The organism is Allopusillimonas ginsengisoli (genome assembly GCF_004153455.1).
Lineage (GTDB): Bacteria > Pseudomonadota > Gammaproteobacteria > Burkholderiales > Burkholderiaceae_B > Allopusillimonas > Allopusillimonas ginsengisoli.
Window position 1 is genome coordinate 45466 of sequence record NZ_SDQE01000016.1, and the last position, 23837, is coordinate 69302.

Below are 23837 nucleotides of genomic sequence, written 5' to 3' on the forward strand. Positions count from 1 at the left end.
ACTGACGCCACCACTTTGGGTGTCGGCCAAGTTTACCTAGATGGCATATAGCCCACCGGATATATCCTCTTCATCACACACAATGCGCACTTAAGTAGTATTTTCCTATACAAAACCACTTTAATACGTTCTTTTTTGTGCTGACTCGCTTCACTGAAATGGGCAGCTTTTCCGTCAAGGAGCGTGGCTTGTGATGAGTCGTTCGTGCGCATTCGCCTTGCCGGTCACCCAGTAACCACCTGCCTTGATCCAGCCTTTTGGATGGCCTTTTTCCTCGATGAGCCAGGAACGGATCGCGCGTGCGACATGCGCTTCGGCGGCTAGCCAGACGAACGTTTCCGGCGCAAGGTCAATACTTTCTGCGGTGGCCAGCAATGCCCCGGGATCGTCCGCAGCCGAAAGCGGACGATGGGCCCAGTGCGCTGCCAGGGTCGCAGCCGTTTCGAATGTTTGGTGTTCAGATGAACCAGATACGGCAACAATGCTGGTGATCTCTGTACCACTCACTGCTTCTTCGATGCGGCGACCAATTGCAGGCAGTGCAGTTTCGTCGCCAATCAGCAGCCAGCGCCGGACGTCCGGGGCAACAACCATCGAACCTTTCGGCCCGCCGATTTGCAGTCTGTCACCGGGGCGGGCGTTGAGCGCCCATTGTGTTGCCGGGCCCGCGTCATGGACAGCGAAGTCGATCACGAGCGAGTTTGCCTGCGCATCATAACGGCGCGGGGTGTAGTCGCGCCGCGCGATCATGCCCATACGGGTGGGCACGGAAAGCTTGACGTGATCGTCTGCGGCCAGGCTGATGAAATCGGAGAGTTCATCACCGGTAAACGTCACGCGCAACATGCCCGGCGTCAGGCGCTCGACCTGACTCACTTGCGCTGTGCGAACTTTCGATTCGTGGCGGATGCGCTCAACGCGAGGCCCCGAAGTATGTTTATCAAAGACGGATAAGATGCTCATGATGCCCTTTCAAATGTTTTGTGGATCGCGCGTAGCGCGCAATCGCGCTACGCGGCTGCACGCGCATCGTCTTTACTCGTGCTATCTCCGCCAACCTGGCTTGTCGTTGCCGGCCCGGCGAAAAGCAATTTCAAGGCAACGATCAGTGCCAGCGATACGGCAACGGCGCCCGCCAGATAGATAGCACTGATCCCCTGCGCATCAGCCAGCGCGCCAGCCAGCGGGCTGGTTGTGCCCAGGGCAATATCCATGAATGCCACGTAAGCGCCCATGGCAAGGCTACGGGTTTGCGGTGGAGCGCGCCGCACCGCTTCGACGCCGAATCCAGGAAAGGCCAGCGAGTAACCCAGTCCGGTCAGTATTGCTCCCAGGTAGGCGATGAGTGCGATATCAGCGCGCCAGATCAGCAACTGACCGACCGCTTCAATGGCCACGCTCACCAGCGCGACCTTCGCGCCGCCCAATTTGTCCGGCAGGTGCCCAAAAAGTATGCGCGCCGCGATAAACGCCAACCCGAATGCGGTGAACGCCAGCGAGGCATCTCCCCATTGCTTGGCAGCGAACAGCAGCGCGATGAACGCGGTAATCAAGCCGAAGCCCACGCTGGACAACGCCAGGCCCATGCCTGGCCAGAACACAGCGCCGAGCACCTTGTAAAACGGCGTGCGTTTGGCAGCGGTTGGCGCGACAGCGCGGACACGCGAAACCACGCTCAGCGCCAGCAAGGGAATGACAATCACGGCGACGGCGATCCCGCCAAAGCCCCATTGCTCATCCACGACGACGCCCAGGGGCGCGCCCAGTGCATAGGCCCCGTAGATGGCGATGCCGATCCAGACCATTACCTTGCCCGCGTTCTGCGGCCCGACCAGGCCAAGCGCCCAGCCCAAAGCACCTGTGACAATCAGGCTTTCACCCAGTGCCAGCAGGACACGGCCCAGCGCCACAATCCATACCGAGACGACCGGCGCGGAAACAAAAAGCAGTGATGCGATGTAGACCAGGCCGGAACTGGCCGCGCACAGGCAACCAACAGTCACGGCGAGCTTGGCGCCGCGCAAGTCGGCAAAGTTGCCCGCCCAGGCTCGTGACAGCAGCGCTACGACAAACTGCAGACCGATGATCAGGCCAACCACCAGCGTTCCCATGCCCAGCGTATCGTGAAGGTGCAGTGGCAAAACCGGCATCTGCAACCCGATGGTGAGAAAGCCAATGAAAACCGCCAGTGTGATAGGCAGCAAGGTCATGAAAACATTCGGAACGGGCGGCGGGGCTATACCGGGAGCAGATGCGCCCCCGGTTTTTTCTTGTGTTATATGCATACTCAAGTGTGAATTGTTCGATGTGTTGAATTGGCTCGGTGCGAGCAAGGTCTGGTGAGACGATTTGCACCGAGATAGCAAACTGAACCGACCGCCGGCGATCAACATAGACAACGCTTACAGGCCCATGCAGCACGGAATGGCTCTATGGGTAATAGCCAGGCTGGCCAATATCGTCGAGCAGGCTCGGGCCTTGCGGCGTCCACCCCAGCAGTTTGCGCGTGCGCGCGCTGGAAACAGACATATCTGACCCGACCATTTTGCCAAGCCAGCCGAAATGCTCGCGTGCACGCGACTCGACCGGCAAGCCCAGGCGTCTGCCGATCACTTTGGCGACTGCTCGGAAGGACACGGTTTCGTCCGCAACGGCGTGATAGACCGACTCAGTGACGCCTTGCTCAAGCGCCAGGCGATAGACGCGCGCGGCGTCCAGACGGTAGACCCCTGCCCAGTGCGGTGGCCTTGGCGGCGTCACGGGCCATGCCTGTCACCTGATGGCCAGCGGTGAGCAGCTCTTGAACGACGGCGGAACCCACCCAGCCGGTGGCGCCAGTAACGAAAACATGCATTGCGAATCTCCTGAAGAATGGCGCTTTGAACCGGCACCCAAACAAACACGATTAATTAGTCGCGTTAAGACAGAAGAATACGATTAATTAGTCACGTTTTCTATTCGCATTCGGATTCGCGTTTTTTGAACCGTTTCGCCCAGCCTCATTGGCCCCTGAAAACGTGTGCTTCAGCGGTACAGACTGGCGTTGTATCTTCCGACTTGTAATGGGTTGCTCAGGTTTTTAGTCAGGAAATTAGCGAACATTGATATGTTCAGGCTGCTCGCTGCGCATTTTTCCATGATCAGTAATAGTGTAGTTAACCTCACAATTAGGTTTAGATTTCCATTTTTGTGCGGTATACTTCACAAATGATGGAATTTGATCACACCGTAGACCCAATCCTTGAGCAATTGGTCTCCACTCGCAAGGAACGAAAAATTACCCAGGCTCAGTTGGCTGAGCTCGCCAGGGTGAGCCGACGCGCGCTCGTGAGCATAGAGGCTGGGGGCGATTGCACCCTATCCACGTTGCGCAGATTGCTGCAAGCCCTGGATCTGGATCTGCGGGTCGAAGACGCAAGCTACAACCCACCCACGCTAGAGGATGTCTATGCGGAAAACTCCGCCAGAATGGCCTCAAAGAACAGGAGGCCAAAGCCATGATCCTGGATATCTATGTTCAAGGGGTGAAAGTCGGCGTACTCGAACAGATAGACATTACGTCATTCATCTTCACCTATCTGCCAGGCGTCCCCCAAAACCATGCGGTGTCGCTTCTCATGCCGGTTCGCACCAAAAGTTGGGAGAGCCCCTTCCTCTTTCCGATATTCCAGGTGTCACTACCTGAAGGGACGCTTCGCCAAGCTCTGGAACGCAACTTCAGTAAGTTCTTTGATCGCTTCGACGACATGGAATTGCTCAGCGTCGTCGGACAGAGCCTTATTGGTCAAGTACAGGCGGTGCTTCAAGATGTCACGCCCACCCACACAAGCATGCATCAGTCATTGACATCTCTGCTTTCTCAAGACCTGAGGGAAATAACCTCGCATTACTTGGGCTCGGACCATGAGGGTCCCGGCATATCCGGCGGCTTCCTCAAATTTCTTGCCCATAGCCCTACCGAACCCGTTGAAGGGGCAAGCCGCACGCTCACTCTTCGCAACTGGGTGATAAAACTGAACGACCCGGATCGCCCTACGATCGTATTGCTCGAGCACTTCGGCATGATGGCTGCCAGGAAGATGGGCTTGCCCGTACCGCAAACTTACCTGTCCCCCGATTTTGACAGGCTGTTGATCGAACGCTTCGATATCGACCCGACAGGCAAGCCCCTGGGATTTGAAGACATGTGTGCGCTAACAGGACAGCCCGCAAGACTCAAGTTCAGTGGTTCGGTCGAACGCGTCATCAAGACCATACACGCCTTTTGTCCGGGACAGCTCGCGCTTGCAGGCTGCGAGCAGTTTTATGCGCAGTATTTGTTGTGCAACACCATACGCAACGGTGATGCGCATTTGAAGAACTTTGGACTGCTCTATGGCCCCGAGCATCCGCCCGCTCTGGCCCCAGTCTATGACATGTTGTCTATGTCCACATATGCGCCGAGGCATGATCATGGCGATGCCATGGATACGCTTGCTCTCACTTTTCGCGGCAGCAAGCGCTGGCTCAACGGTGCGGAATTAAAGCGGCTGGGCGCCGTATGCGGCATCTCGCCAGCCCATCAGTCCAAGTACAAGAAACGCATGACCCAGGCGCTTCTGAACACAGCGCAAGAAGTAGTGGCGTTCCAGCAGAAGAATCCAGATGCGGGCTTTGGGCCGCAGGCCATGCGCATGCTCGAACTCTGGTCATATGGCATGCGCGAGATCAACGAAGCGGCTGCGGATACGCTCCGTGAAGTGTCGAGAAAACTGGAGCAGGCCGCTGGTACTTGAGCGGAGCACGTGGTTTGCGCTAGCCCCCTGGATCCAACACAAAAGCCACCTCAAGCGCTGGCTTGGCCCACTCTGGTGTATTCACAGCCTCGTCAAGCGTTGCGGGATAGAAACGCTTGGCGGCACACATCTCCACAAACAACAAGTCGTCACTTCCCTCAGCAAAAAATCGTTGTAATGCGCCCCTTCTGGATGAACAAGAACAACAATAATAATAAATCTCATTATCGTTCTATAATCGCCAGGGCTTTTTGATCGGGATTTTTGTGTCTGCTCGCCAATTCCGACAAGAAGGGGAAGGGCGTTGCGTTCGAACATTTTTGGGACTTCCAAGCCCGAATAAACGCTCAGAACAAACAATATAGAGAAAGGGAAGGTCTCAGTGATCGAGCATACTGTACATACACGTAAAGCCAATACAGCTTATGTGGCAAGGCGCCTACCGTCGGGCGCATTGACTACGCTGGTGCTTTCAATCGCTTTCGCGCTCGTCGCAGCGCCCCAGCAGGCGCAGGCCCAGAGCGCCAAGCCGAAAACCAGAACACAGCCCGCTGACGAGGCAGTGCAACTGGATGCAGTGGTGATCAACGCGAATCAACTCGGCGAAATTACCGAGGACAGCGGTTTATACACGCCCGGCGCCATCGCCACGGCAACTCGGCTGGTGCTGACCCCTCGCGAAACACCCCAGTCCATCAGCGTGATCACGCGCCAGCAAATGGATGATTTCAACCTGACATCCATCGACGATGTCATGGAATACACACCCGGCATCAGTGTCGTTACCTATGATAGCGAGCGCACCGAATACTATGCGCGGGGGTTCGCCATCCAGAACTTCCAGTATGACGGCATACCCATGACACGCAATTCCGCCTACTCGGCGGGCAACACCCTGAGCGACACGGCAATCTACGACCGCATCGAGGTGCTCAAGGGCGCCACCGGCCTGCTGACAGGCAGCGGCACGCCGGGCGCCACCATCAACCTGATCCGCAAGAAACCCACACGCAACTTCCGCGGCCACGTCTCGGCCGGCGTGGGCCGCTGGGACGACTATCGGGGCGAGGTCGACGTTGGCGGACCGCTGAACGAGAGCGGTACCTTACGGGGTCGGGGCGTCGTGGCTTATCAGGACAAAAATTCTCATCTGGATCGGTACGGGCGCGAAACATCGGTGTTCTATGGCATTCTCGAGGCCGACCTCACCCCGGACACACTACTGACCCTGGGCTTCGATTATCAGGACAACAAGCCCAAGGCATCCACCTGGGGTGGCATCCCCCTGTTGAACGCGAACAGCCAGTTCAATGACATGCCGCGTTCGTTCAACAACGGCGCCAACTTCAGTCACTGGGATCAATACACCCGCACCGCGTTCGTTACGCTGGAACATGCGTTCGCCAACGACTGGGTGGCCAAGGCCCAGTTCAATCACCAGATCAACGGTTACGACGCAAACCTGGGCGCGGCAGCCAGCGGGTTCCCCAATCCCGCCGACGGCTCCGGCACTTCGATGTGGATAGGCCAATACATCGGCGAGACCAAGAGCAATGCCTTCGATACTTATCTGAGCGGCCCGTTCAGCCTTGCGGGACGCGAGCACGAGCTTGTCGTGGGCGCAAGTATTTCTGAAAGCCGGTGGAAGAACGACGGTTACTGGAATGCGCCTGGCTACAACACCAGCGTCACGGACTACTACAACTGGCAGGGCAACGTACCCGCGCCCGCGTGGCCAGGCGGCCCCGACTACACCGACGACGAAACCACACGGGAGCGCGGTTTGTATGCCGCCGCGCGCTGGAATCTGCGCGACGACCTCAAACTGATCACTGGCGGGCGCTGGGCCACCTATCGCAGCAGGGCTCAGAATATGAACGAGTCGGGCGTGTTCGTGCCTTATCTGGGCATCATCTACGACCTGAACGATAACTGGTCGGCGTATGCCAGCTACACCAGCATCTTCAGCCCGCAATCGTTACAGGATGAGCAAGGCAAGACGCTGGATCCGCTCGAAGGCAACAACTACGAAGCGGGGATCAAGGCATCGTTCTACAACGGACGCCTGAATGCGTCGGCCGCGATCTTTCAGCTCGAGCAGGATAATTTCGGTATCGAGAGCGGCGGCACTACGCCCTCAGGGGGCGTGGCCTATCGCGCGGCGCAAGGGGTCAAGACCAAAGGCTTTGAGCTCGAGCTGTCGGGACAGCTGACGCCTGCGTGGCAGGTCAGCGCCGGCTATACGCACAACGTGTCGCGCCAAGAGGGTGATCGCGTCAGCACCTTGACACCGGCCAACCAGTTCAGCGTGTTCACCAGCTACAAGCTGGGCGGGCAACTGTCGGGCCTGACACTTGGCGCAGGCGCGCGTTGGCAGGACAAGACCTGGGGCATGATTTCGGCCCCCGACGGACAGTCCGTCAAGCACACCGTAGACGATCTGCTGCTGGTCGATCTGATGGCCCGCTACGACTTCACCAAGCAGTTGTCTGGAACGCTGAAGGTCTCCAATCTACTCGACAAAAAGTACTACACCATATTCAGCTGGTACAGCACCTACACATGGGGCGAGCCTCGCAATATCATGGCGAACTTGCGTTATCAGTTCTGAAGCCATGCCTGAACGCTTTCCGCAGAGGAAGGCTCGCGCACGCCGGCGCATCCATGCTGGCGTGCGCGTTGTCGGAGAATCTGGTTAACGACGAGGCGGCGATTGACGCTTCAGTATGTAGGCTGTACTATATTGAGAATGATCGTTCTCAATAAATTATGGCCTCAAACTCTAAGCTCTCAGACATGGAAGCGGCGCTGCTGGACAGCACGGAACAGTTGATATACGCGAATGGTATCCACGCTACGGGGATGGACGCCATCGTCAAGCACTCGGGCGTGGCACGCAAGATAATCTATACCCGGTACTCGACCAAGCAAAAACTTGTCGCTGCTACACTGCGCCGCCGCCATGTACGTTGGATGGAATGGTTCGTGGCGGCCACCTCCGTGGCGGCGCATCCGTACGAGCGAATTCTCTCCATGTTTCCGGCATTGGAGTCATGGTTTGGAACGCCAGATTTCCATGGCTGCGCTTTCTTGAACGCAGCAGGTGAAATTGGCGATCCGGACGACGAGATACGCCAAGTCGCGCGCATGCATAAAGAGCGGCTACTGACATATCTGCAAGACTTGACACGCGCAGGAGGCTATCGCGACCCAGATTCGCTGGCGCGCCAACTCTTAATGCTCATCAATGGCGCTATTGCTGACGCGATGATTTTCAGCGGTGTGCAAGCCGCACAAGCCGCGCACAGTGCAGCCTGCCAACTCATGCAGACATCTTTGCGCGAATCCGGACATTCACCTCTCACAACAAAGGAATGATCTATGTCGCCAACCAACGACACTCGCCCGCCACTACCTCCGTTTACTGAAGCGTCCGCCATACAGAAAGTTCGACAGGCGGAGGACGGTTGGAATACTCGCGACCCTGCAAAAGTAGCGAAGGCCTACAGCCTGGACACCCGATGGCGCAACCGGGCCGAGTTCGCCACCAACCGGGAAGAGGCTCAGGCATTCCTCGAGCGCAAATGGGCCAAAGAACTGGATTACCGACTCGTCAAAGAGCTCTGGGCATTTGGCGGTAACCGCATAGCTGTTCGTTATGCCTATGAATGGCACGATGATTCGGGCAACTGGTTCCGGTCGTACGGCAACGAGAATTGGGAATTCGGCGCCGACGGATTAATGTGCCGACGTTATGCATCTATCAACGACATGCCGATCAAAGAGTCCGAGCGCAAGTTTCACTGGCCTTTGGGGCGACGCCCCGACGACCACCCAGGGCTATCCGAGCTAGGGTTGTAATCTCGGACGGAACCAATATATGGCGGGCCGAGCGCTACGCTCGCCACATGCGTCGCAACACGGATGGTTTGGACTGCGCGCGGTAGTCGCTGGGTTTCTTGCGCAGTCCAAGAAAAACACCTCAAAAGCTGAGTACCTATCCAACTTTCGAGGTGCAATTAAAACCCAGAGCGTTTCATGACGCCGTTCTTCACACCGCCTCAGTCATACTGCAGAACAACGTCATTCAATTAGGACGGTTGGCAAGAATTAAGCTGCAGCAGATATCATTGAGGCTCCACGCCCGCCTTCCTAAACAATTCCGCCCATTTGACCAGCTCTTGGTCGACCTTGGCGCTTAACGCCTCCGGATTTGCATCATCCACCAGCACTGTTGCACCCATGCTCTTCATTCGCTCAGTAAATGCGGTGTCTACTGTTGCTGCCTGTAAGGACGCTACCAGCTTATCCAAGATTGGAGCAGGAGTGCCTTTAGGTGCCCATAATCCAACCCAAATACCTACTTCAAAATCCTTGAAACCGGCTTCTGTCATGGTAGGCAGCTCTGGCAAGGCAGGCATTCGCTGCGGGCTGGTCACCGCATATGCCTTGACTGTATGGGCCAGAATATGCTGGGTAGTATTAGTGGTTTGATCGCACATGAGATCGATCTGCTTACCCAACAAATCGTTCATGGCTGGACCAGTTCCTTTGTAAGGGATATTCAGAATATCGACACCGATGGCCCTGGAAAGCATGATGCCGCATAGGTGCGCCGCCGAGCCAATTCCCGCATTACCTATAGTCACGTCATCCGGATGCGCTTTAACATAATCGACCAACTCTTGTATATTGTTTGCCGGAAAGTCGGATCGCGCAATCAGGGTCATAGGGACATCCAGCACCAGCCCAATAGGATCAAAACTATTTTTTGCATCGTAACCAGGTTTTTTATACAGAGACGGCGCTGTAGTGAATCCAGCATGCATTTGCAAAATGGTATAGCCATCTGGCGCAGCGTTGGCGGCATAGCTGATGCCGATGGTACCTCCCGCGCCCCCTCTGTTTTCGACTAAGATTGTCTGGCTCATATTTTGACGCAAGGCCTCAGCAAGTGAACGCGCCGCATTGTCACTCGGCCCGCCCGCCGAAAACGGAACAATCATGGTGATGGGGCGCTCAGGGTAATCCGCAGACTGCGCGAAGGGAGCAAATAGAAAAAGACTAGTGGAGAAAAGAGCTCCTAGCCGTTTATGAAATTGATACATACGAACCTCCAAGTCTAGATTTGCATTCATTAAGTTTCCGCCACGGCCATCTATCGTCGACCCTGCGGTATTTCCTAAACACATCCTGTCCTACATGTTCGATAAAAAACTTTTTGACTTCTAAACTGGCTTGCGTCCGTCTACATACGGCGCCAGAACTTGAGTGACGAAGGTATTAGCGGGAACGGAGATACTGTTTTCTCGGGCCAACGAAACGACACCTCCGCTTAGCCATGGCAATTCCAGCCGGTTACCTTTTTCGAGATCGTGATACATAGATGACGTCATGGAATAATCGACGTCATCGGCCAATTGCATACATTGCCTTGCGTAATCCTCGGGAAGGCTTACGCCACGTGCACGACCGAGTGCGACCACCTCATTGAAAATGGTTTGCAAAAGGGCGCGGCTATTTTCATGTTCCCGCACAGGACCGATGGTCAGATGCGTCAGGCAAGTCATAGAGGATAGGCCGACGAGGAAGGCATACTTTTCCCAAAGCACGCGCTCGATATCATCGACCAGTAGGGCATCCACCCCCGTGGAAGCGAAAGCGTTGACAAGCTCTCGAGAGCGTCTTGTGCTACGTCCGCCGTATTCACCCACCCGGATACGTTGCAAGGGGCCGACCTGCTTGATGACACCCGGACGACCAATAGATGTAGCCACATAAGCCACACCACCCATGACGGCGCTTTCTCCGAAGGCTCGCTTAAGATGGATGTCTTTGATCACGCCATTCTGAAGAGACAGGATCGCCGTATCCGGTCCCGTAATCTTCTTAATTTGGGACGCGATTGCCTCCAGATCCCACATCTTCACAGCAATCAGAATCAAATCCGGTTGCTTCAGGCTGAGGATGTCATCGGTCACTTTTACGCTGGACAGCGATTCCACAACACCGGACTCATTCTCGATATGCAGCCCCGATGTCCGCATTGCTTCCAAATGTGCGCCCCGGGCGACGAAAGTGACGTCGTGCCCAGCACGTACTAGTTTGAACCCGTAAAAACCTCCTAAACCTCCGGAACCAATAACAGCAATTTTCATGGATTTCCTCCACCAAATGGTTAACCACTTTAACAAATGGTTATATTATGGTAGGACCAAGTAGCGCTGTCAATTTTTTATGAGTGAGTTCATTTGGCCGGTTCCAGGCGGACGGTTACACATGAGGGTTTGGGTCGCCGCTAGGAAACTTTGAGAAAAGCCGCTATGACGTATTGCAAATGTTGTCGTGCCGCAGCTGTCGCTCCTTCTGAGTCACGATTGCGAATTGCATTCAAAATTTGATCGTGTTCTCGACGGGATTCAACACGACGCTCTTTGGTCAGAAAGCGCTGGCGTAATCCGCCCCATTCAGCGGCAGCATACGCCTCTGTAAACGCCTGATAAGCGCTGATCAGCACCGGATTGTGGGTCGCTGCCGCAATGGCAGCATGAAAATCCCGGTCAGCGATCTCATAAGAGTCGAAGTCGTTGGCACGATGATAGGCCTCGGCACACTCCTTTAGCCGCTCCATGTCTTGTTTACGGCCATTCATCGCGGCAAGGCCTGCAATATTAGGCTCGAAGGCCACACGCGCTTCGATAATCTGGCGTGGCGTAGCGTCCAGCGATGAGGTTATCCCGGAAGAATCGCTACCACCTTTAGGTGCCATATATGTGCCGCTGCCTATTTTTCGTACGACATACCCTTCCGCCTCCATTACAGAAAGCGCTTCCCGAACTGCGCCGCGACTCAGCTCCAGCACCTGCGCCAGTGCCCGTTCGGTTGGCAATTTCGCGCCCGCTTGAGCATTTAAATCCAGTAAATATCGCCGCACTGTTCGTAAATTATCGTTGCTGATCATGCCTTCTCCCTTACTAAGCATCGGCTATTGAATACATGAGGCGCTCGTCCGGAATTGAGTCGCATCAGAATACATAAATTGGCTAACCATTATATCCGTTATAGGCAAATTGGTTTTATTGGAGTACCATAAAGATACCAATCATTTCAGAGGTTCGCATGCAACGGTCGCCATCTCCCTCCACCATGCCAAGGCTCCATATTGCTGGCATCAAGCTCCGTTTCGTCAAGCCGCCGATGCGATTCCCGCTCGGCACCAGCGCAGCAGTGGTAACTGCAGCGCCATTGTTACTTGTAGACCTACAAACTCATGAAGGCATCATCGGCAGAAGTTACCTGTTCTGCTATCGTGACAGCGGGGCAAAGGCAATCGCTGGCGTGTTGCAAGAAGCCGTCGATCTAGTCCGTGGCCATGCCGTAGTGCCATTGGAAGTAGGTGAGCTGCTCTCCAGACGTTATGCCTTACTGGGCGTGACGGGAATTGTTCGCATGGCGCTGGCCGCCTTGGATATCGCTCTATGGGATGCTCTGGCGGTCGCTGCCAATATGCCTTTAGCAAGATTTCTCGGGGCTCCATTACGTTCCATCCCAGCATACAACAGCGATGGGTTGGGCCTGATGCCTGCTCACGAGGCTGCGTCCGAAGCACAGAAGCTGCTCGAGCCTGGCTATCACGCTATCAAACTACGCTTGGGCCATCGCGAAGCTCGCAAGGATATAGAGGTAGCCCGTGCAGTGCGCGATGCGATCGGGAGTCATACCGACCTCATGGTCGATTACAACCAGGCACTAACGGTACCCGAGGCGATTCAACGTGGACACGAACTAGCAGATCTGAATATTTACTGGTTAGAGGAACAAATCTGTCATTCCAACGTGTCTGGTTACGCGCAGATTTCCCGCAGCCTAACCACGCCTATTCAACTGGGTGAAAACCTGGATGGTCCGGAGTCGGTGCATCGCGTGTTGGCGGAGAGCGCAACAGACTATCTGATGCTGGATGTCGCGCGCATCGGCGGTGTCAGCGGCTGGCTGCGCGCGGCCGCCATCGCTGCGGTTCACGACATCCCCGTCTCTTCGCATCTTTTTCCGGAAATTAGTGTCCATCTATTGGCTGCTACTCCGAATGCCCATTGGTTAGAGTACGTCAGTTGGGCGGATGCTGTGCTGCTCGAACCGCTATCCGCCATCGATGGTGTCGTGACTCCACCAGAGCGGCCCGGGCTTGGTTTGGAATGGTCTGAGCCAGAAGTAAAACGCTGGACGGCTGACTGAGATTGGAATCACAGGCCTACCCTCTGCTGGTCGCGCTTAAACGCCTACACCAGACAATGAATCTCGCTGATAGCAGTGAGGAGAGATCGGCTCTCGGGCATCGTCTTACGGTTTGTAGACAGCGGACCAATGAGGCCTTGGCGCACCGCGCCATCGCCCCAAATTGGCAGAGCAAGCGAACTTGACGGCCTGTTTCGTGGGTGGATCACCCCCTGACACCAACTGTTAACGCCGGTGTCACGGCGTCGTTCTAGCGGATGAGTATCTCATTGAACTCCAGTACATTCAGGTCTGGATCACGGATAAAACAGACGTTGCGGCGGCCCTGGCCCATCATGACAGGTCCTTCGCTGATCTGGATGTTTTCGCGAGCGAACCATGCCGCCAGCTCATCCATGCTGTCGACGATAAACGCGGCGTGCGTGTAGCCGGGAAGTTTGACCGGGGCATCAAGAAGCACATTGCCTTCGCTTGCAGGCTCACCGTTATAAATTAAATGGATGCGTAAGCCGGTAGGATGCACGAGCCCGCAGGCCTTAACCGCTGGGGCATATTCCTCGGGGTCGCGCACGAATCCCAACTTAGCGTAAAAAGCCTCCGCTATCGCGAGATCCGTAACGCGGATACCCATATGGTCGAGACGTAATGTGTCAAAGTTCATGTTGATCACTCCGATAGAAAAGTGCAGATCAGGCTTCCAGTCCGGCCCGCGTACGTTGAAAGGGAATGAACCCTGGCAGCGCCTCAATTTGACGCAGCCAAGCCAGGACTCGCGGATAGCTGGACAGGCTCACGTTCCCTTCGGGCGCCCGTTCGATATAGCTGTAAAGCGCGATGTCTGCGATAGTGGGTTGCTCTGTGCTCGCGAGCCAGCGCTGGTCCTCCAGGGACTGTTCCATGATGGCCAGTGTGGCGTGGGCGCGCCCGATAACTTCGTCTGCGTTGAACGGTGCACCGAACACGGTGATGAGCCGAGCGGCGCCAACGCCATAGGCGATTTTTCCAGCTGCCACCGAAAGCCAACGCTGCACTTGTGCCTCATCCGCCGGTTCGGTCGGCAACCAATGTGAAGGTCCTATCTTGCGCGCAATATAGACGAGGATCGCTAGCGAATCCGCAATGATGACGCCATCGTCGTCAAGCACTGGTACTTCGCCGAACGCATTCAATGCGAGAAACGCCGGTTGCTTATGGACGCCAGCGGGCAAATCAACTTCGATCAGCTCGTGGGCAACGCCAGCGATCGAGAGAAAAAGGGCAGCACGATGCGCGTGCCCCGACAGTGCGTAATGGTAGAGTTTCACGACGAATGTTCTCCTTGTTAACGATACATTCATTCTGTCTGCTGCCCAAGAATGAGACAATCCGTTAGATTGGCATTTCACTATTGCGGGGATTGATATCAATCAAGAGGAGCCAGGAGGCAATGGACAGATTGCGGACGCTGAGAACCTTCATCAGTGTGGCCGAGCATGAAAGCTTTGCCAAAGCGGCGCGGCGGCTGAATTTGTCGCCGACGACCGTTTCGCGGACGATCGCCGCGCTCGAATCAAGTCTCGGTGTGCAGCTGTTAAGGCGTACGACACGCAGCGTGCGACTGACCAACGAAGGCGCGCTATTTCTGGAACGATGCCGGACAGGCATAGCCGAGATCGACGAGGCGTTCGATATCGTCCGGGGACACCAGTCGGCGCCAAATGGTACCCTGACGGTGACCGCCCCAGTTATGTTCGGTCGCCGGCATATTCAGCCCGTTGTCGTTGAGCTGTTGCGGCTGCATCCCGATCTACAGATCCGGCTTCTGCTGCTTGATCGTGTCGTTAACCTTGTTGAAGAGGGCATTGATGTTGCTGTCCGCATCGCTGACCTGCCTGACAGTTCGCTTCACATGCTACGAGTCGGAGAGGTTAGGCGCGTGTTCACTGCCAGCCCCGCCTATCTTGCAACACATGGCAGGCCGACCTCCTTGTCCGATCTACGCCTTCATGATGTGATCTGGATCGAGGACGAGGCTGGCCCACATCGCGGATGGGGATTGGACGAGATCCGCCGTTTCGGTCGCTCCGCAAGATTGTCGGTCAATAACGTGGAGACGGCCGTTTCGGCTGCGGTCTCAGGGTTTGGTGTGATTAGGACGCTGTCTTATCAAGTCGCCGATGAACTGGCTGCGGGACGACTCGAGCGACTGCTGGCCGACGATACCGCACCGGCGCTTCCGATTTCATTGCTGTTTCAGAGTGGACGCAAGCATCACCCGAATGTGCGTGCTTTCATTGAGGCCGCGAAGCACCATCTGCGGGGATTATCGCTATAAGTGAGAAGGAGCCTGCGCAACCCAGCCTCTATGGCATCACCAACATCCAGAAACTGAATCGCTTCTTCACAATGCTGGCTTACAACTCTGACTAAAATCATCTCGATTCGACAGTTATTGTTGCCTCTTGGATTCGACTGAAACGTCCATCTTGAGAGCGCTCGGCGAACAAATACACCTCTTGGAGAACTCGTTCACCATCACGCTTTATCACGTCGATCACATGGCGTTCTGAATAGCGGTTCCCGTCGGAAAATTCGTCCAATACTGTAATCGTCACCCGAGCAACAATCTCACGAAGAGAAATTATTCGAGCGAGAAATGTGTGGCGATCTAACCAGTTTCCATTAACACGTTGGCGGAAGAGCGGATCGAAGTGTCGTTCGACTGCATCCTCCGCTGTCAGCTCGCTGTTGAACAGGTCGTCGATCGCAGCTTTAATTGTGTTCATCCACGTCATTCCTTATCGATGACCGAAAGGACAATCTTTCCGCGGATATGCCCATGAGCGGCGCGCTCATGCGCTTGCCGAGCATTTGCCAGGGTAAATGCACTGTCGATGGCGACACGAACCACCCCGGTATCGAGCAAACTCGCGAGTTGCGCAAGCTGCGCCCCGCTTGATCGAACTTGCGTCGTCGAAACGGTGACACCCAGTTTCTCGGCTTCTTCTACTCCGGAAAAACCAAGGGGAAATATCGGGAACAGCGCACCGCCACGCTTGAGCGTGCGCAAGAATCGCCCTGTGGTTGGGCCACCCACTGCGTCAATAACGAGATCAGCGTCACGGACAATATCCTCGGCGGCGGATTTCGTGTAGTCGATGAACTCGTCGGCACCGAGGCTCCTCAGGAACTCCTCATGTCCATCCGATCCCACTGCGACAACGTGTGCGCCTTTCCATTTCGCCAGTTGTAATGCGAAGTGCCCGACACCGCCCGCCGCTCCGTTGACCAATACGAGTTTTCCCTCAAGCGGCACCGGCTCGTGCTTTGTTGGCTGAAGCGGATTCTGTACGTCATGCCCTTGTTCAATCATGAATTGCCACGCAGTGAGCAGCGACATGGGGGCAGCGGCGGCATGGGCGTGGTCGATTCCCTTGGGCTTGAGAGCAATTTCCGTTGCCGGGACGCTGACGTACTCAGCATAGGCACGGCTACCACCGGCTAGGCCGCTGGGAAAGCGAACCATCGAATACACCTCCTCACCCACAGAGAAATTCTTGACGCCATCGCCCACAGCTTCGATGACACCGGAAATATCCGTTCCCAGAATGACGGGGAAGGACACCTGCGGTTGCCACTCCGGCGGCAGCATCCTGTACCCGTCACGCAAATACCAGTCGGGGGGATTGAGGCCAACAGCATGCACACGCACGAGCACTTCGCCCGGTTGTAGTTCGGGCATCGGGGTGTCTTCGTAGCGCAGCATCTCCGGCCCCCCGAACTCATGCTGTTGCACTGCTTTCATCGTTTTTCTCGACATGACTTTCTCCTTGAGCTGAAATGAGCTATCTTTACCGGAACAGTGCTACGAATATACGGAGCACTGTTCCGTTTGTCAAGGAACCCCATGCGCGCAGATGCCCGAAAGAACTACGACCGCCTACTTTCTGTTGCCCGAGATATCTTCACCAAGCAAGGTGCGGATGCGTCGCTGCGCGATATAGCCCGCAAAGCAGAAGTAGGTCTAGGCACTCTGTACCGCCACTTCCCAAGCCGCGAGGCGCTGCTTGAAGCTTTGTTGCGTTCAAGTTTTGAGGCTCTGGCGACTAGAGCGGATGAGCTCCAGACAACGGGCGACTCCGCCGATGGCTTGATGTTGTGGCTACAGGAAATCATTGCCTTCACCCACGAACATCGTGGCATTATTGCGCCGATGGTGAACGCCATCGAAGATTCCGATTCTGCGCTTCATACTTCGTGCGTCACGCTGCGGGCCGCAGGCGCAGCGCTCCTTGCCCGCGCTCAAGCCGATGGCAACGCACGACTCGACCTTAATGGTTCGGAACTGTTCGATCTCATTGCTGCGCTCGCTTGGCTTCGGGAGCAACCCTCGCACGCATCTCGCTCCGATCGTCTTTTCAACCTTGTTACCGGCGCTATATTGACCACTCCCAGGGAATCGAACGCGCGTAGGCAACTTGACCTCAAGAGGAAAGACTGATCCTGATTGCTATGGGTGCATCTGAGCGCCAGCAGTGATCTTGTCAACGCGCTTCTTTCTGTCTCGCAACGCGATACCAACAATGCGAGCGTCATCTTTTCCGAACTTTGCGAATACCGTCCGGTTTGCTGCGTCGTGCCCCGTCGAAAATATTTCTTCGATATAAGCTGACGTTGTGAGGTCTTTCTCGATATCTGCTGGGGCTTCTCCTTGCCGTGACGACTGTTTTCCCCACCGATTATTTGCCAGCCTCCAAACTTTCGGAGCGTCCAGTCACATATCCCACCAGCAAATCAAACAACTCATCACCAAAACGGCTGTCACCAAGCAGCCGGGAGTCCGTCAGCACGGCGCGATGGACCGCCGATTCCAGCGCGCTCTCCACAAGCAATGCTGCCAGAGCAGGCGAACGATTCGGGGCAAGGCGATGGGAATGCTGTCGGAGAAATGCCTCAATCTGCGCCGTCAGGCAACGGTGTGTATCCATGACTTCGGCCAGTCGATCTACGTTAGAAATCTGCTCCATCAATACTTTATGAAGAGAGGGATCAATGCGTTGGGTATCCAGCACCGCATGAACCAGATTTCGCAACCCGATTTCCAGGTCGGAAGCCTGATCAAGTGCCGAGCTCACGCATTCAACGATACTGTTACTGTACTGTTCCACCAACGCAGCGATGAGCGCATTGCGGTGTGGGAAATACTGATACAGCGAGCCGATACTGACACCGGCACGCTCTGCGATGCGGCCCGTGGTGGTGCTCTTGTAATCGTACTTGACCAAAACCTGAGCCGTAGCTTCCAGAAGCGCCTCCACGGTGGCTCGGGAGCGTGCCTGGCGCGGCCATTTACGGGGTCTTGTGCGTGCGGGTGTCCATCAATGGAATCCGAAAGCGAGTGGGCAATTTGAGGCAATGGTCGCATAATTTTCGTACCTGAACAAATACTGGTATTGAGGCCCTGATGATCGCTACGTCAATAAACCTGAACACCGCCGTTCGGACCATCGCTGACGAAAAACCATTCTCGCTGCTCGGCGACCTGCGCGGCACAATCGGAGCTATGGTCGGCGTAATCCGCATCCACAACGACCGCCCTGCCGGCTCATGGGAACGCCATCTCAAGGGGGACGAACTGCTGGTGGTACTGGACGGCCGTTTCACTATGACTGTTCGCAGCAACAACGGCACGCTTGAAGATCACAACCTATCGGCCGGAGACGCCCTGCTGATTCCACAGGGCTATTCCCACTCCGCGCAACTGCACTCGCCTCATATCGATATTCTGTTTGTCACGCCTCGTGAAGGCAATGAGGAATGGACAGAACCGCAGGTCTGAGGGATGTTTTTTTTCGCTACGGCTGACTGAGCGTGCGATCGAGTTTTAACAGCGAATGCAGGAGGACTTGAGTGCCGGCCTGTACCGCTTCCAGCGCAGCCCATTCTTCAGGGCAATGACTTCTCCCGTTCAGACAGGGTACAAAAATCATTCCTATGGGGCCGGTCTGACTGATGTATACCCCGTCGTGGCCCGCCCCACTGGGTAAATGCATCGTGCCATAGCCCAATTCCGATGCGACCGCGTCGATGACCTGTATCAGCTCCGAACTGCAGTTCGTGACATCGGAGCGCGTCAGTTCCTTCATTGAGATTTGTACATCCAAAGGCTCAATGTCGGCGGCGATGACAGATAGAAGATCCTCGGGAAAGCTATCCAGCACGCTGTTGCTATCGCTGCGCACTTCCAACACCAAATCCACTTTTCCCGGTATGGCGTTGGCCATATTGGGCTCCACCAAAAGGCGGCCGACCGTCGCCACCACGTAGTGCTCTGAGCCATTCAGGCGCGTAGCTTGGCGATAGGCGCCGGCAACAAGCAGGCTCGCTGCGACTAGCGCATCGGACCTAAGCGGCATGGGCGTGGTGCCCGAGTGTCCTGCGGTGCCCAAGATCGTAACAGCGATTCTTCGCCCGCCCACGATGTGAGTCACGACGCCGATGGGTAAGTCTTTTTGCTCGAGGACTGGCCCTTGTTCGATGTGCAACTCGAGATAAGCCGCTGTGGATTTATTGGCACGCTTGGCGCTGGCTATCGTCGATGGCTGCGCGCCTATGCGCGACAGACCCTGGGCAAGCGTCTCACCGGTATGGTCGGGCGAACTCAGCATGACTGCATCAAGTTTTCCCGCCATAGCACGGCTGCCAACGCATGATATGCCGTAGTCGCTGGGCTCCTCCGACATAAAATCTATGACCTCCAGCGGATGATCCAACTCAAGCTCATGTTCGTTGAGTGAATGGGCGACCTCTATGCCCGCCAGCACGCCAAGAATGCCATCGAAACGGCCGCCTGCATTGACGGTGTCGGTATGCGACCCGGTCACCAACGGATGCAGGTTCGGCTTTCGTCCATTGCGCCGACCTATCAAATTGCCGGCCCCATCCATGCTTACGACTAGTCCTGCAAGCTCCATCTGTTCTTCAAGCCAGCGCCGCCCCTGCTGATGCAATGGCGTGAAGGCCCGACGAGTCCAGGGATTAGCAGGATCGGTGAATGTGGACAGGGTTTCTATGTTGCGCCATAACCTATCGGCATTAATCATGAGTGCAGCAGGGCTTGGGTTTGGCGCTTTCATCGTGTTGTCATACGAGGTAACGGATTGGTGGTTCAGCAGTCAGGCGTAGGCTCGGTGCGGGCAAATCGAACCACCGTCACGCCAGGGATCAGCTGTCTTAATGAAGGCATGATCAGTGTGCAATGGTCATATGGCGTTCTGACGGGATGCCCATTGTTGTAGCCGATGACTGTCCCTTGCTTTTCGATCAGCTCCATGCCTTGCCATGGCTGCGTGAACGTAAAGTCCATGCTCTTGGCCACAACAGGCTCAGTGACCGTCAGTACCTTTGGCTTCGATGCAGGCTCTCGAGGCTGTTCCAGCCATTCTTTGGGGAGGTGCTCAGCACTCATCACCCCACTTAGGGCCAGTATGCGCTGTACCGCAAAGCGCGCCGTGTCAATGGCAGCAAGATCGCCGTGATAGCCGCACTCGATCAACAAGGCATGGGCATCGTCTGAAGGCTGGCCGAAGCGACCGAAATCGCGCATGCGCACGCCATCAGGATGGCCGGGATCAACAATGATGTAATCCGCAATGCCCGCCTGTACACCCAGCGCGATATTTCTGGGCAGGGTTCCCACAACCAACACGGGAGGCGCCGGTTCATGCATCGAGTGGATATCAAGCAGATAGTCAGCCTGTTCGACCCATGGCCGCAAAGCGGCTGCCCGCTGTGTTTCAATCAAGTCCGTATTGCTTAAACGCTCTTCAGTCCAAACCCGATTGAAATCAATATCAACAAATCGGGAAGCATCGTGACGGTTGATATCGAACGTATCGAATGCGGCAAGGTTACAGAACATGAGCGTCAGTTTTCCGTTCTGCAGATTTACGCCGTTCGCGAGCAACTCCTTTAACGCCCATGCGCCGCACAGCTCATTGCCATGTACAAGCGCCGTAAACAGCACGCTGGGGCCTGGCTTGCCGGAGTCAAAGTGCCAAACACCGGGCAGCCCCACATTGCCTACGCGTTCTTGGGTGAGATCGGGTGCCTCGATATTGAATGCCATTTTGTCATCGTTCATGGTGTCTATTTTCCAATATGAGCGTTATGAACGGCCTGCTGGTATTTCGCCTGTTCTTGCTCAAGGAACTCCTTCATATTGACGGGATCGGAAATAACCGTCCCACCGGTCCGCTTATACTCTTCTTGAAAGGCCTGATCATGCACGATATCGTTTAATGCGCTCCTGAGCTTGACCACGACATCCTCCGGCATATCGGGCGGTCCGAACAAGCCGAACCACAAGCTTACATTCAAGTCTTTAAACGTTGGGTTCTCGGATAGCGCGGGGATGTCCGGCGCGATCGATGAACGCTCATCGGATGTGATGCCAATAGCGGTAATGGCGCCCGCCTGAACTTGAGGAAGCCCAGACGACAAGCCAAACACCCCGAAGTCGAGCTGTCCGCTCAGCATATCCGTTACCAACGGAGACACGCCACGGTAGGGGATGTGCTGAACATGGGCCTGTGTCGCGGTGTTGATCATCTCTCCGGTCAAGTGGAGTGCCGTTCCAACCCCGGAAGAACCAAAATTAAACGCGTCCGAGTCGCCCTGCCTGGTCATATTGATATAGTCATCGATATTGCCAATCTTCGACTTCTCGGATGCGGCCAGCAACAAAGGCTGAGCGCCGATCATCCCGATGGGGGTGAAATCCTTCAGGCCATCATACTTGACGCTGGAATTGACGAGCTGCGCGATCACAATTTCGTTGACTGCACCCACGAGCAGTGAATACCCGTTAGCAGGCTCATTAACGACCTTCTGCGCCGCAATGGCGCCACCCGCGCCGCCCAGGTTTTCAACCACCACGGTTTGGCCCAGACGCTCTGCCAAGGCCTTGCCCAGCAAGCGACCATTTAAGTCCGTGCTGCCACCGGCAGGATAGCCAACAATCAGTTTGATGGGTTGTTGGTTAGGGTAATCTGAGGCCTTGTCCGCCGCACTGGTCGGCGACATGCCAGCCGTGAAAGCCATAAAGCTGAAGAACATCGCCTGTGCCAGGCTTTTTCTTATCATCATTGTCACCTCCTGAATTTTTTTGGCTGCGGGACAATTGAGCAGCATCCTTATAAAACCGACAACTGCCTCCCGGTTTGCAGATGACATTTATCCTACGCTTCCGTCATGCTGAGCGGCCAGTGCTATATTTTCTTGCTTGCATGCAAAAACCGCATAACACTATACGTAGCGTAAATTTCCCATGAAGTTAATTTGGCTCCAAGACCTGATCGCTGTCGCCGAAACGGGATCACTAACTAAAGCGGCGTCCCTTCGGCATAGCAGCCAGCCTGCGTTGTCCCGGCGCATTCAAGCGTTTGAGCAATGGCTGGACGTACGCCTGATCGATCGCTCCGCCCACCCCATACGCTTGACGCCAGTGGCCAGCCGATTCCTGCCGCAACTGCAGACCATGGCCGCAGAGGCCGAGCAGATTCGCATACGCATGCATTCGGAAGATCGCGGCGCCACACGATTGGTGCTGTCCACTCAGCATTCTCTGACGATCACCCGCTTGCCGGATTTGTTTGAAACGCTGAGCCAACTTCCCGATCTGAACGTGGACTTGCGCGTGCTGTCTGATGACTACGAGCAGTGCTTGTCAGCCTTTATTCGCGGGGACGCTGACCTGCTGATGTGCATGGAAGATCAAGATGAACATACAAAAATCGATCTGCCTGGCGCGCAAAGACGGTATTTGGGTGAAGAAGTATTTGTACCCATCAGCGCGGCCCGCCCCGACGGCAGGCCAGTACATACGCTTAACCGCAGAATGCCTTTCAAACTGCTGGCATTTCCCGCCAATAGCTTCGTTGGCCGTACGCTCTACAGCCACGGCTTGAGCTGTGTTTACCACGAGCATCGCGTCCAGATCGTAAACGAATCGAACTTTTTAGCTGGCACAAAAGAAATGGCGATCGCAGGCCTGGGGGCCGCCTGGCTGCCTGAGAGGATGGTGCGTCGCGAAATCGACTCTGGACAGTTGGTTTTACTGAAAGGAAAATTGAAATCAATATCGTTGCCTATCGCGCTGTACGCACATCCGCAGGTTTCGGCTATCGGGTCTAAGTTGCGGGTGTGGCAGGCGTTATCGGAATCATCCTCGGCCAATCAGTAGATGTGCTGCCCTGATTGATGATTTCACTGGCTGGTGTCGAGACCGCCGAAGCACAGCTTCGTGGAAGTGTTCACACCAGCGATGACCTTCGTTAACGCAAACGGCGCCGGAGTCCGCCTTCAATGGTCCCCATCACGAGATCTATCTTAGCGATCCCTCGCAAGATGAAGTTATTCAGGATCAGAACTATCCTTCGGCAGCCGGTTCGAGTCGGCTGAGCTGCAACACGATTACGGACGATGGTCAATGTCGCTCTCATCTCTGCTGTTCATCGCAGCAAACAAGGATGCTTACAACGCACCTTGCACGTGACCTGCAACGACGGGCCACATCCCAAAGCTTCATGTGAGCGATATTCGTTGTAATCAATTAGCCATTGGGTGGTAACGGCATGATCCTGCTCAATGGTTGCAAACAGATCGGGGGCTTTCATTTCAGCGCAGTATGCCCAGTTGAACCGTTCTATAAAGACATTGGAGCGTTGGCACTCTAAGCGGACATCCACGCTTTTTTATAGCAGTTAACCTTTGGAATAGAATCTATGCAGCACGACCAATTCACTGGACCCTTGACACAGAAGGCTTACGACTTTTTTGGTTCTCACG

26 protein-coding genes and 2 pseudogenes are annotated in these 23837 nt (G+C 55.4%); 11 read left to right on the top strand and 17 right to left on the bottom strand.

Annotated elements, in window-relative coordinates:
• Nucleotides 1-174: 174 nt before the first annotated feature.
• The 4 genes from ERE07_RS19780 to ERE07_RS22415 form a co-directional block, all read right to left on the bottom strand.
• Nucleotides 175-963 carry a siderophore-interacting protein gene (locus tag ERE07_RS19780; protein WP_130010760.1) on the bottom strand — a complete coding sequence of 263 codons (789 nt, stop codon included), beginning with the start codon at nt 961-963 and terminating at the stop codon, nt 175-177.
• A 47-nt stretch (nt 964-1010) separates the two neighbouring features.
• Nucleotides 1011-2210, bottom strand: coding sequence for an arabinose transporter (locus tag ERE07_RS19785; protein WP_245153801.1), 1200 nt, complete (start codon nt 2208-2210; stop codon nt 1011-1013).
• Nucleotides 2211-2430: 220 nt separating this feature from the next.
• Complete coding sequence (locus ERE07_RS19790; RefSeq protein ID WP_209021197.1) at nt 2431-2760, bottom strand: Rossmann-fold NAD(P)-binding domain-containing protein; 330 nt, start codon at nt 2758-2760, stop codon at nt 2431-2433.
• Entirely contained in the window at nt 2684-2854 is a 171-nt protein-coding gene (locus ERE07_RS22415) for an NAD(P)H-binding protein (RefSeq protein ID WP_209021198.1), read from the bottom strand. Before ERE07_RS22415 ends, ERE07_RS19790 begins: the two co-directional genes overlap by 77 nt.
• Before the next feature lie 353 nt (nt 2855-3207).
• Here ERE07_RS22415 and ERE07_RS19795 point away from each other — a divergent pair, with 353 nt between their 5' ends.
• The 5 genes and pseudogenes from ERE07_RS19795 (at nt 3208) to ERE07_RS19815 (ending at nt 8636) form a co-directional block, all read left to right on the top strand.
• The gene (locus ERE07_RS19795; protein ID WP_130010762.1) at nt 3208-3501 is read left to right on the top strand and encodes a helix-turn-helix domain-containing protein; all 294 of its coding nucleotides are present in this window, start codon (nt 3208-3210) and stop codon (nt 3499-3501) included.
• A pseudogene (locus ERE07_RS19800) lies at nt 3498-4574 on the top strand (type II toxin-antitoxin system HipA family toxin); the annotation flags it as partial. The gene ERE07_RS19795 and the pseudogene ERE07_RS19800, both read left to right, overlap by 4 nt.
• Nucleotides 4575-5202: 628 nt before the next feature.
• Nucleotides 5203-7386 (top strand): TonB-dependent siderophore receptor, encoded by a 2184-nt coding sequence (locus tag ERE07_RS19805; RefSeq protein WP_425330999.1) that lies wholly within the window; start codon nt 5203-5205, stop codon nt 7384-7386.
• Nucleotides 7387-7544: 158 nt separating this feature from the next.
• A complete protein-coding gene (locus ERE07_RS19810; protein ID WP_130010764.1) occupies nt 7545-8153 on the top strand; it encodes a TetR/AcrR family transcriptional regulator in 609 nt (202 codons plus the stop codon).
• A gap of 3 nt (nt 8154-8156) precedes the next feature.
• Nucleotides 8157-8636 carry a nuclear transport factor 2 family protein gene (locus tag ERE07_RS19815; RefSeq protein ID WP_130010765.1) on the top strand — a complete coding sequence of 160 codons (480 nt, stop codon included), beginning with the start codon at nt 8157-8159 and terminating at the stop codon, nt 8634-8636.
• A 266-nt stretch (nt 8637-8902) separates the two neighbouring features.
• Here ERE07_RS19815 and ERE07_RS19820 read toward each other — a convergent pair whose 3' ends face one another.
• From ERE07_RS19820 to ERE07_RS19830, 3 genes are all read right to left on the bottom strand, one after another.
• Nucleotides 8903-9883, bottom strand: coding sequence for a tripartite tricarboxylate transporter substrate-binding protein (locus ERE07_RS19820; RefSeq protein WP_130010766.1), 981 nt, complete (start codon nt 9881-9883; stop codon nt 8903-8905).
• 120 nt (nt 9884-10003) lie between these two features.
• Complete coding sequence (locus ERE07_RS19825; protein WP_130010767.1) at nt 10004-10933, bottom strand: ketopantoate reductase family protein; 930 nt, start codon at nt 10931-10933, stop codon at nt 10004-10006.
• A gap of 140 nt (nt 10934-11073) precedes the next feature.
• Entirely contained in the window at nt 11074-11736 is a 663-nt protein-coding gene (locus ERE07_RS19830) for a FadR/GntR family transcriptional regulator (protein ID WP_167671014.1), read from the bottom strand.
• A 158-nt stretch (nt 11737-11894) separates the two neighbouring features.
• Here ERE07_RS19830 and ERE07_RS19835 point away from each other — a divergent pair, with 158 nt between their 5' ends.
• Nucleotides 11895-13010, top strand: coding sequence for an enolase C-terminal domain-like protein (locus tag ERE07_RS19835; RefSeq protein WP_245153803.1), 1116 nt, complete (start codon nt 11895-11897; stop codon nt 13008-13010).
• A 250-nt stretch (nt 13011-13260) separates the two neighbouring features.
• On the opposite strand, the gene ERE07_RS19840 is transcribed toward ERE07_RS19835, so the two are convergent.
• Nucleotides 13261-13671: a VOC family protein gene (locus tag ERE07_RS19840; RefSeq protein WP_130010769.1), complete on the bottom strand. Its 411-nt coding sequence runs from the start codon at nt 13669-13671 to the stop codon at nt 13261-13263.
• Between the two features lie 28 nt (nt 13672-13699).
• Nucleotides 13700-14314, bottom strand: a complete 615-nt coding sequence (locus ERE07_RS19845; RefSeq protein WP_130010770.1) for a glutathione S-transferase family protein — start codon at nt 14312-14314, stop codon at nt 13700-13702.
• Nucleotides 14315-14436: 122 nt separating this feature from the next.
• Here ERE07_RS19845 and ERE07_RS19850 point away from each other — a divergent pair, with 122 nt between their 5' ends.
• Complete coding sequence (locus tag ERE07_RS19850; RefSeq protein WP_130010771.1) at nt 14437-15324, top strand: LysR family transcriptional regulator; 888 nt, start codon at nt 14437-14439, stop codon at nt 15322-15324.
• A 97-nt stretch (nt 15325-15421) separates the two neighbouring features.
• On the opposite strand, the gene ERE07_RS19855 is transcribed toward ERE07_RS19850, so the two are convergent.
• A complete protein-coding gene (locus ERE07_RS19855; RefSeq protein ID WP_245153804.1) occupies nt 15422-15775 on the bottom strand; it encodes a nuclear transport factor 2 family protein in 354 nt (117 codons plus the stop codon).
• Nucleotides 15776-15780: 5 nt separating this feature from the next.
• Complete coding sequence (locus tag ERE07_RS19860; RefSeq protein ID WP_130010773.1) at nt 15781-16809, bottom strand: NADP-dependent oxidoreductase; 1029 nt, start codon at nt 16807-16809, stop codon at nt 15781-15783.
• Between the two features lie 87 nt (nt 16810-16896).
• Here ERE07_RS19860 and ERE07_RS19865 point away from each other — a divergent pair, with 87 nt between their 5' ends.
• Nucleotides 16897-17490 carry a TetR/AcrR family transcriptional regulator gene (locus ERE07_RS19865; protein WP_130010774.1) on the top strand — a complete coding sequence of 198 codons (594 nt, stop codon included), beginning with the start codon at nt 16897-16899 and terminating at the stop codon, nt 17488-17490.
• A gap of 9 nt (nt 17491-17499) precedes the next feature.
• Here the strand turns inward: ERE07_RS19865 and ERE07_RS22085 are convergent, their stop codons facing one another.
• Nucleotides 17500-17763 (bottom strand): DUF2000 family protein, encoded by a 264-nt coding sequence (locus ERE07_RS22085; protein WP_130010799.1) that lies wholly within the window; start codon nt 17761-17763, stop codon nt 17500-17502.
• Nucleotides 17729-18307: a TetR/AcrR family transcriptional regulator gene (locus tag ERE07_RS19875; RefSeq protein WP_130010775.1), complete on the bottom strand. Its 579-nt coding sequence runs from the start codon at nt 18305-18307 to the stop codon at nt 17729-17731. The genes ERE07_RS22085 and ERE07_RS19875 overlap by 35 nt, the downstream gene beginning before the upstream one ends.
• Before the next feature lie 146 nt (nt 18308-18453).
• Between ERE07_RS19875 and ERE07_RS19880 the strand changes: the two genes are divergently transcribed.
• Entirely contained in the window at nt 18454-18828 is a 375-nt protein-coding gene (locus tag ERE07_RS19880) for a cupin domain-containing protein (protein WP_130010776.1), read from the top strand.
• 16 nt (nt 18829-18844) lie between these two features.
• Here the strand turns inward: ERE07_RS19880 and ERE07_RS19885 are convergent, their stop codons facing one another.
• The 3 genes from ERE07_RS19885 to ERE07_RS19895 are packed head-to-tail and all read right to left on the bottom strand — an operon-like array spanning nt 18845 to nt 22223.
• Nucleotides 18845-20125 (bottom strand): Zn-dependent hydrolase, encoded by a 1281-nt coding sequence (locus tag ERE07_RS19885; RefSeq protein WP_130010777.1) that lies wholly within the window; start codon nt 20123-20125, stop codon nt 18845-18847.
• Nucleotides 20126-20157: 32 nt separating this feature from the next.
• Nucleotides 20158-21117, bottom strand: a complete 960-nt coding sequence (locus ERE07_RS19890; RefSeq protein ID WP_167671023.1) for a M14 family metallopeptidase — start codon at nt 21115-21117, stop codon at nt 20158-20160.
• Between the two features lie 20 nt (nt 21118-21137).
• Nucleotides 21138-22223, bottom strand: coding sequence for a Bug family tripartite tricarboxylate transporter substrate binding protein (locus tag ERE07_RS19895; RefSeq protein ID WP_245153805.1), 1086 nt, complete (start codon nt 22221-22223; stop codon nt 21138-21140).
• Between the two features lie 94 nt (nt 22224-22317).
• Here ERE07_RS19895 and ERE07_RS22420 point away from each other — a divergent pair.
• Both ERE07_RS22420 and ERE07_RS19900 read left to right on the top strand, forming a co-directional pair.
• Nucleotides 22318-22485: pseudogene (locus tag ERE07_RS22420) on the top strand (LysR family transcriptional regulator); the annotation flags it as partial.
• Between the two features lie 75 nt (nt 22486-22560).
• Nucleotides 22561-23232, top strand: a complete 672-nt coding sequence (locus tag ERE07_RS19900) for a LysR substrate-binding domain-containing protein (RefSeq protein WP_245153806.1) — start codon at nt 22561-22563, stop codon at nt 23230-23232.
• 268 nt (nt 23233-23500) lie between these two features.
• Here the strand turns inward: ERE07_RS19900 and ERE07_RS22425 are convergent, their stop codons facing one another.
• Nucleotides 23501-23737: an integrase core domain-containing protein gene (locus ERE07_RS22425; RefSeq protein ID WP_167671015.1), complete on the bottom strand. Its 237-nt coding sequence runs from the start codon at nt 23735-23737 to the stop codon at nt 23501-23503.
• Nucleotides 23738-23837 lie beyond the last annotated feature (100 nt).

Bases quoted from the DNA above. Each gene is read 5' to 3' on its own strand.
- ERE07_RS19780 (WP_130010760.1), bottom strand. From the start codon at position 963: ATGAGCATCTTATCCGTCTTTGATAAACATACTTCGGGGCCTCGCGTT.
- ERE07_RS19785 (WP_245153801.1), bottom strand. From the start codon at position 2,210: ATGACCTTGCTGCCTATCACACTGGCGGTTTTCATTGGCTTTCTCACC.
- ERE07_RS22415 (WP_209021198.1), bottom strand. From the start codon at position 2,854: ATGCATGTTTTCGTTACTGGCGCCACCGGCTGGGTGGGTTCCGCCGTC.
- ERE07_RS19795 (WP_130010762.1), top strand. From the start codon at position 3,208: ATGATGGAATTTGATCACACCGTAGACCCAATCCTTGAGCAATTGGTC.
- ERE07_RS19810 (WP_130010764.1), top strand. From the start codon at position 7,545: ATGGCCTCAAACTCTAAGCTCTCAGACATGGAAGCGGCGCTGCTGGAC.
- ERE07_RS19815 (WP_130010765.1), top strand. From the start codon at position 8,157: ATGTCGCCAACCAACGACACTCGCCCGCCACTACCTCCGTTTACTGAA.
- ERE07_RS19820 (WP_130010766.1), bottom strand. From the start codon at position 9,883: ATGTATCAATTTCATAAACGGCTAGGAGCTCTTTTCTCCACTAGTCTT.
- ERE07_RS19825 (WP_130010767.1), bottom strand. From the start codon at position 10,933: ATGAAAATTGCTGTTATTGGTTCCGGAGGTTTAGGAGGTTTTTACGGG.
- ERE07_RS19830 (WP_167671014.1), bottom strand. From the start codon at position 11,736: ATGATCAGCAACGATAATTTACGAACAGTGCGGCGATATTTACTGGAT.
- ERE07_RS19835 (WP_245153803.1), top strand. From the start codon at position 11,895: ATGCAACGGTCGCCATCTCCCTCCACCATGCCAAGGCTCCATATTGCT.
- ERE07_RS19840 (WP_130010769.1), bottom strand. From the start codon at position 13,671: ATGAACTTTGACACATTACGTCTCGACCATATGGGTATCCGCGTTACG.
- ERE07_RS19850 (WP_130010771.1), top strand. From the start codon at position 14,437: ATGGACAGATTGCGGACGCTGAGAACCTTCATCAGTGTGGCCGAGCAT.
- ERE07_RS19855 (WP_245153804.1), bottom strand. From the start codon at position 15,775: ATGAACACAATTAAAGCTGCGATCGACGACCTGTTCAACAGCGAGCTG.
- ERE07_RS19860 (WP_130010773.1), bottom strand. From the start codon at position 16,809: ATGTCGAGAAAAACGATGAAAGCAGTGCAACAGCATGAGTTCGGGGGG.
- ERE07_RS19865 (WP_130010774.1), top strand. From the start codon at position 16,897: ATGCGCGCAGATGCCCGAAAGAACTACGACCGCCTACTTTCTGTTGCC.
- ERE07_RS19880 (WP_130010776.1), top strand. From the start codon at position 18,454: ATGATCGCTACGTCAATAAACCTGAACACCGCCGTTCGGACCATCGCT.
- ERE07_RS19885 (WP_130010777.1), bottom strand. From the start codon at position 20,125: ATGAAAGCGCCAAACCCAAGCCCTGCTGCACTCATGATTAATGCCGAT.
- ERE07_RS19890 (WP_167671023.1), bottom strand. From the start codon at position 21,117: ATGGCATTCAATATCGAGGCACCCGATCTCACCCAAGAACGCGTAGGC.
- ERE07_RS19895 (WP_245153805.1), bottom strand. From the start codon at position 22,223: ATGTCATCTGCAAACCGGGAGGCAGTTGTCGGTTTTATAAGGATGCTG.
- ERE07_RS19900 (WP_245153806.1), top strand. From the start codon at position 22,561: ATGCATTCGGAAGATCGCGGCGCCACACGATTGGTGCTGTCCACTCAG.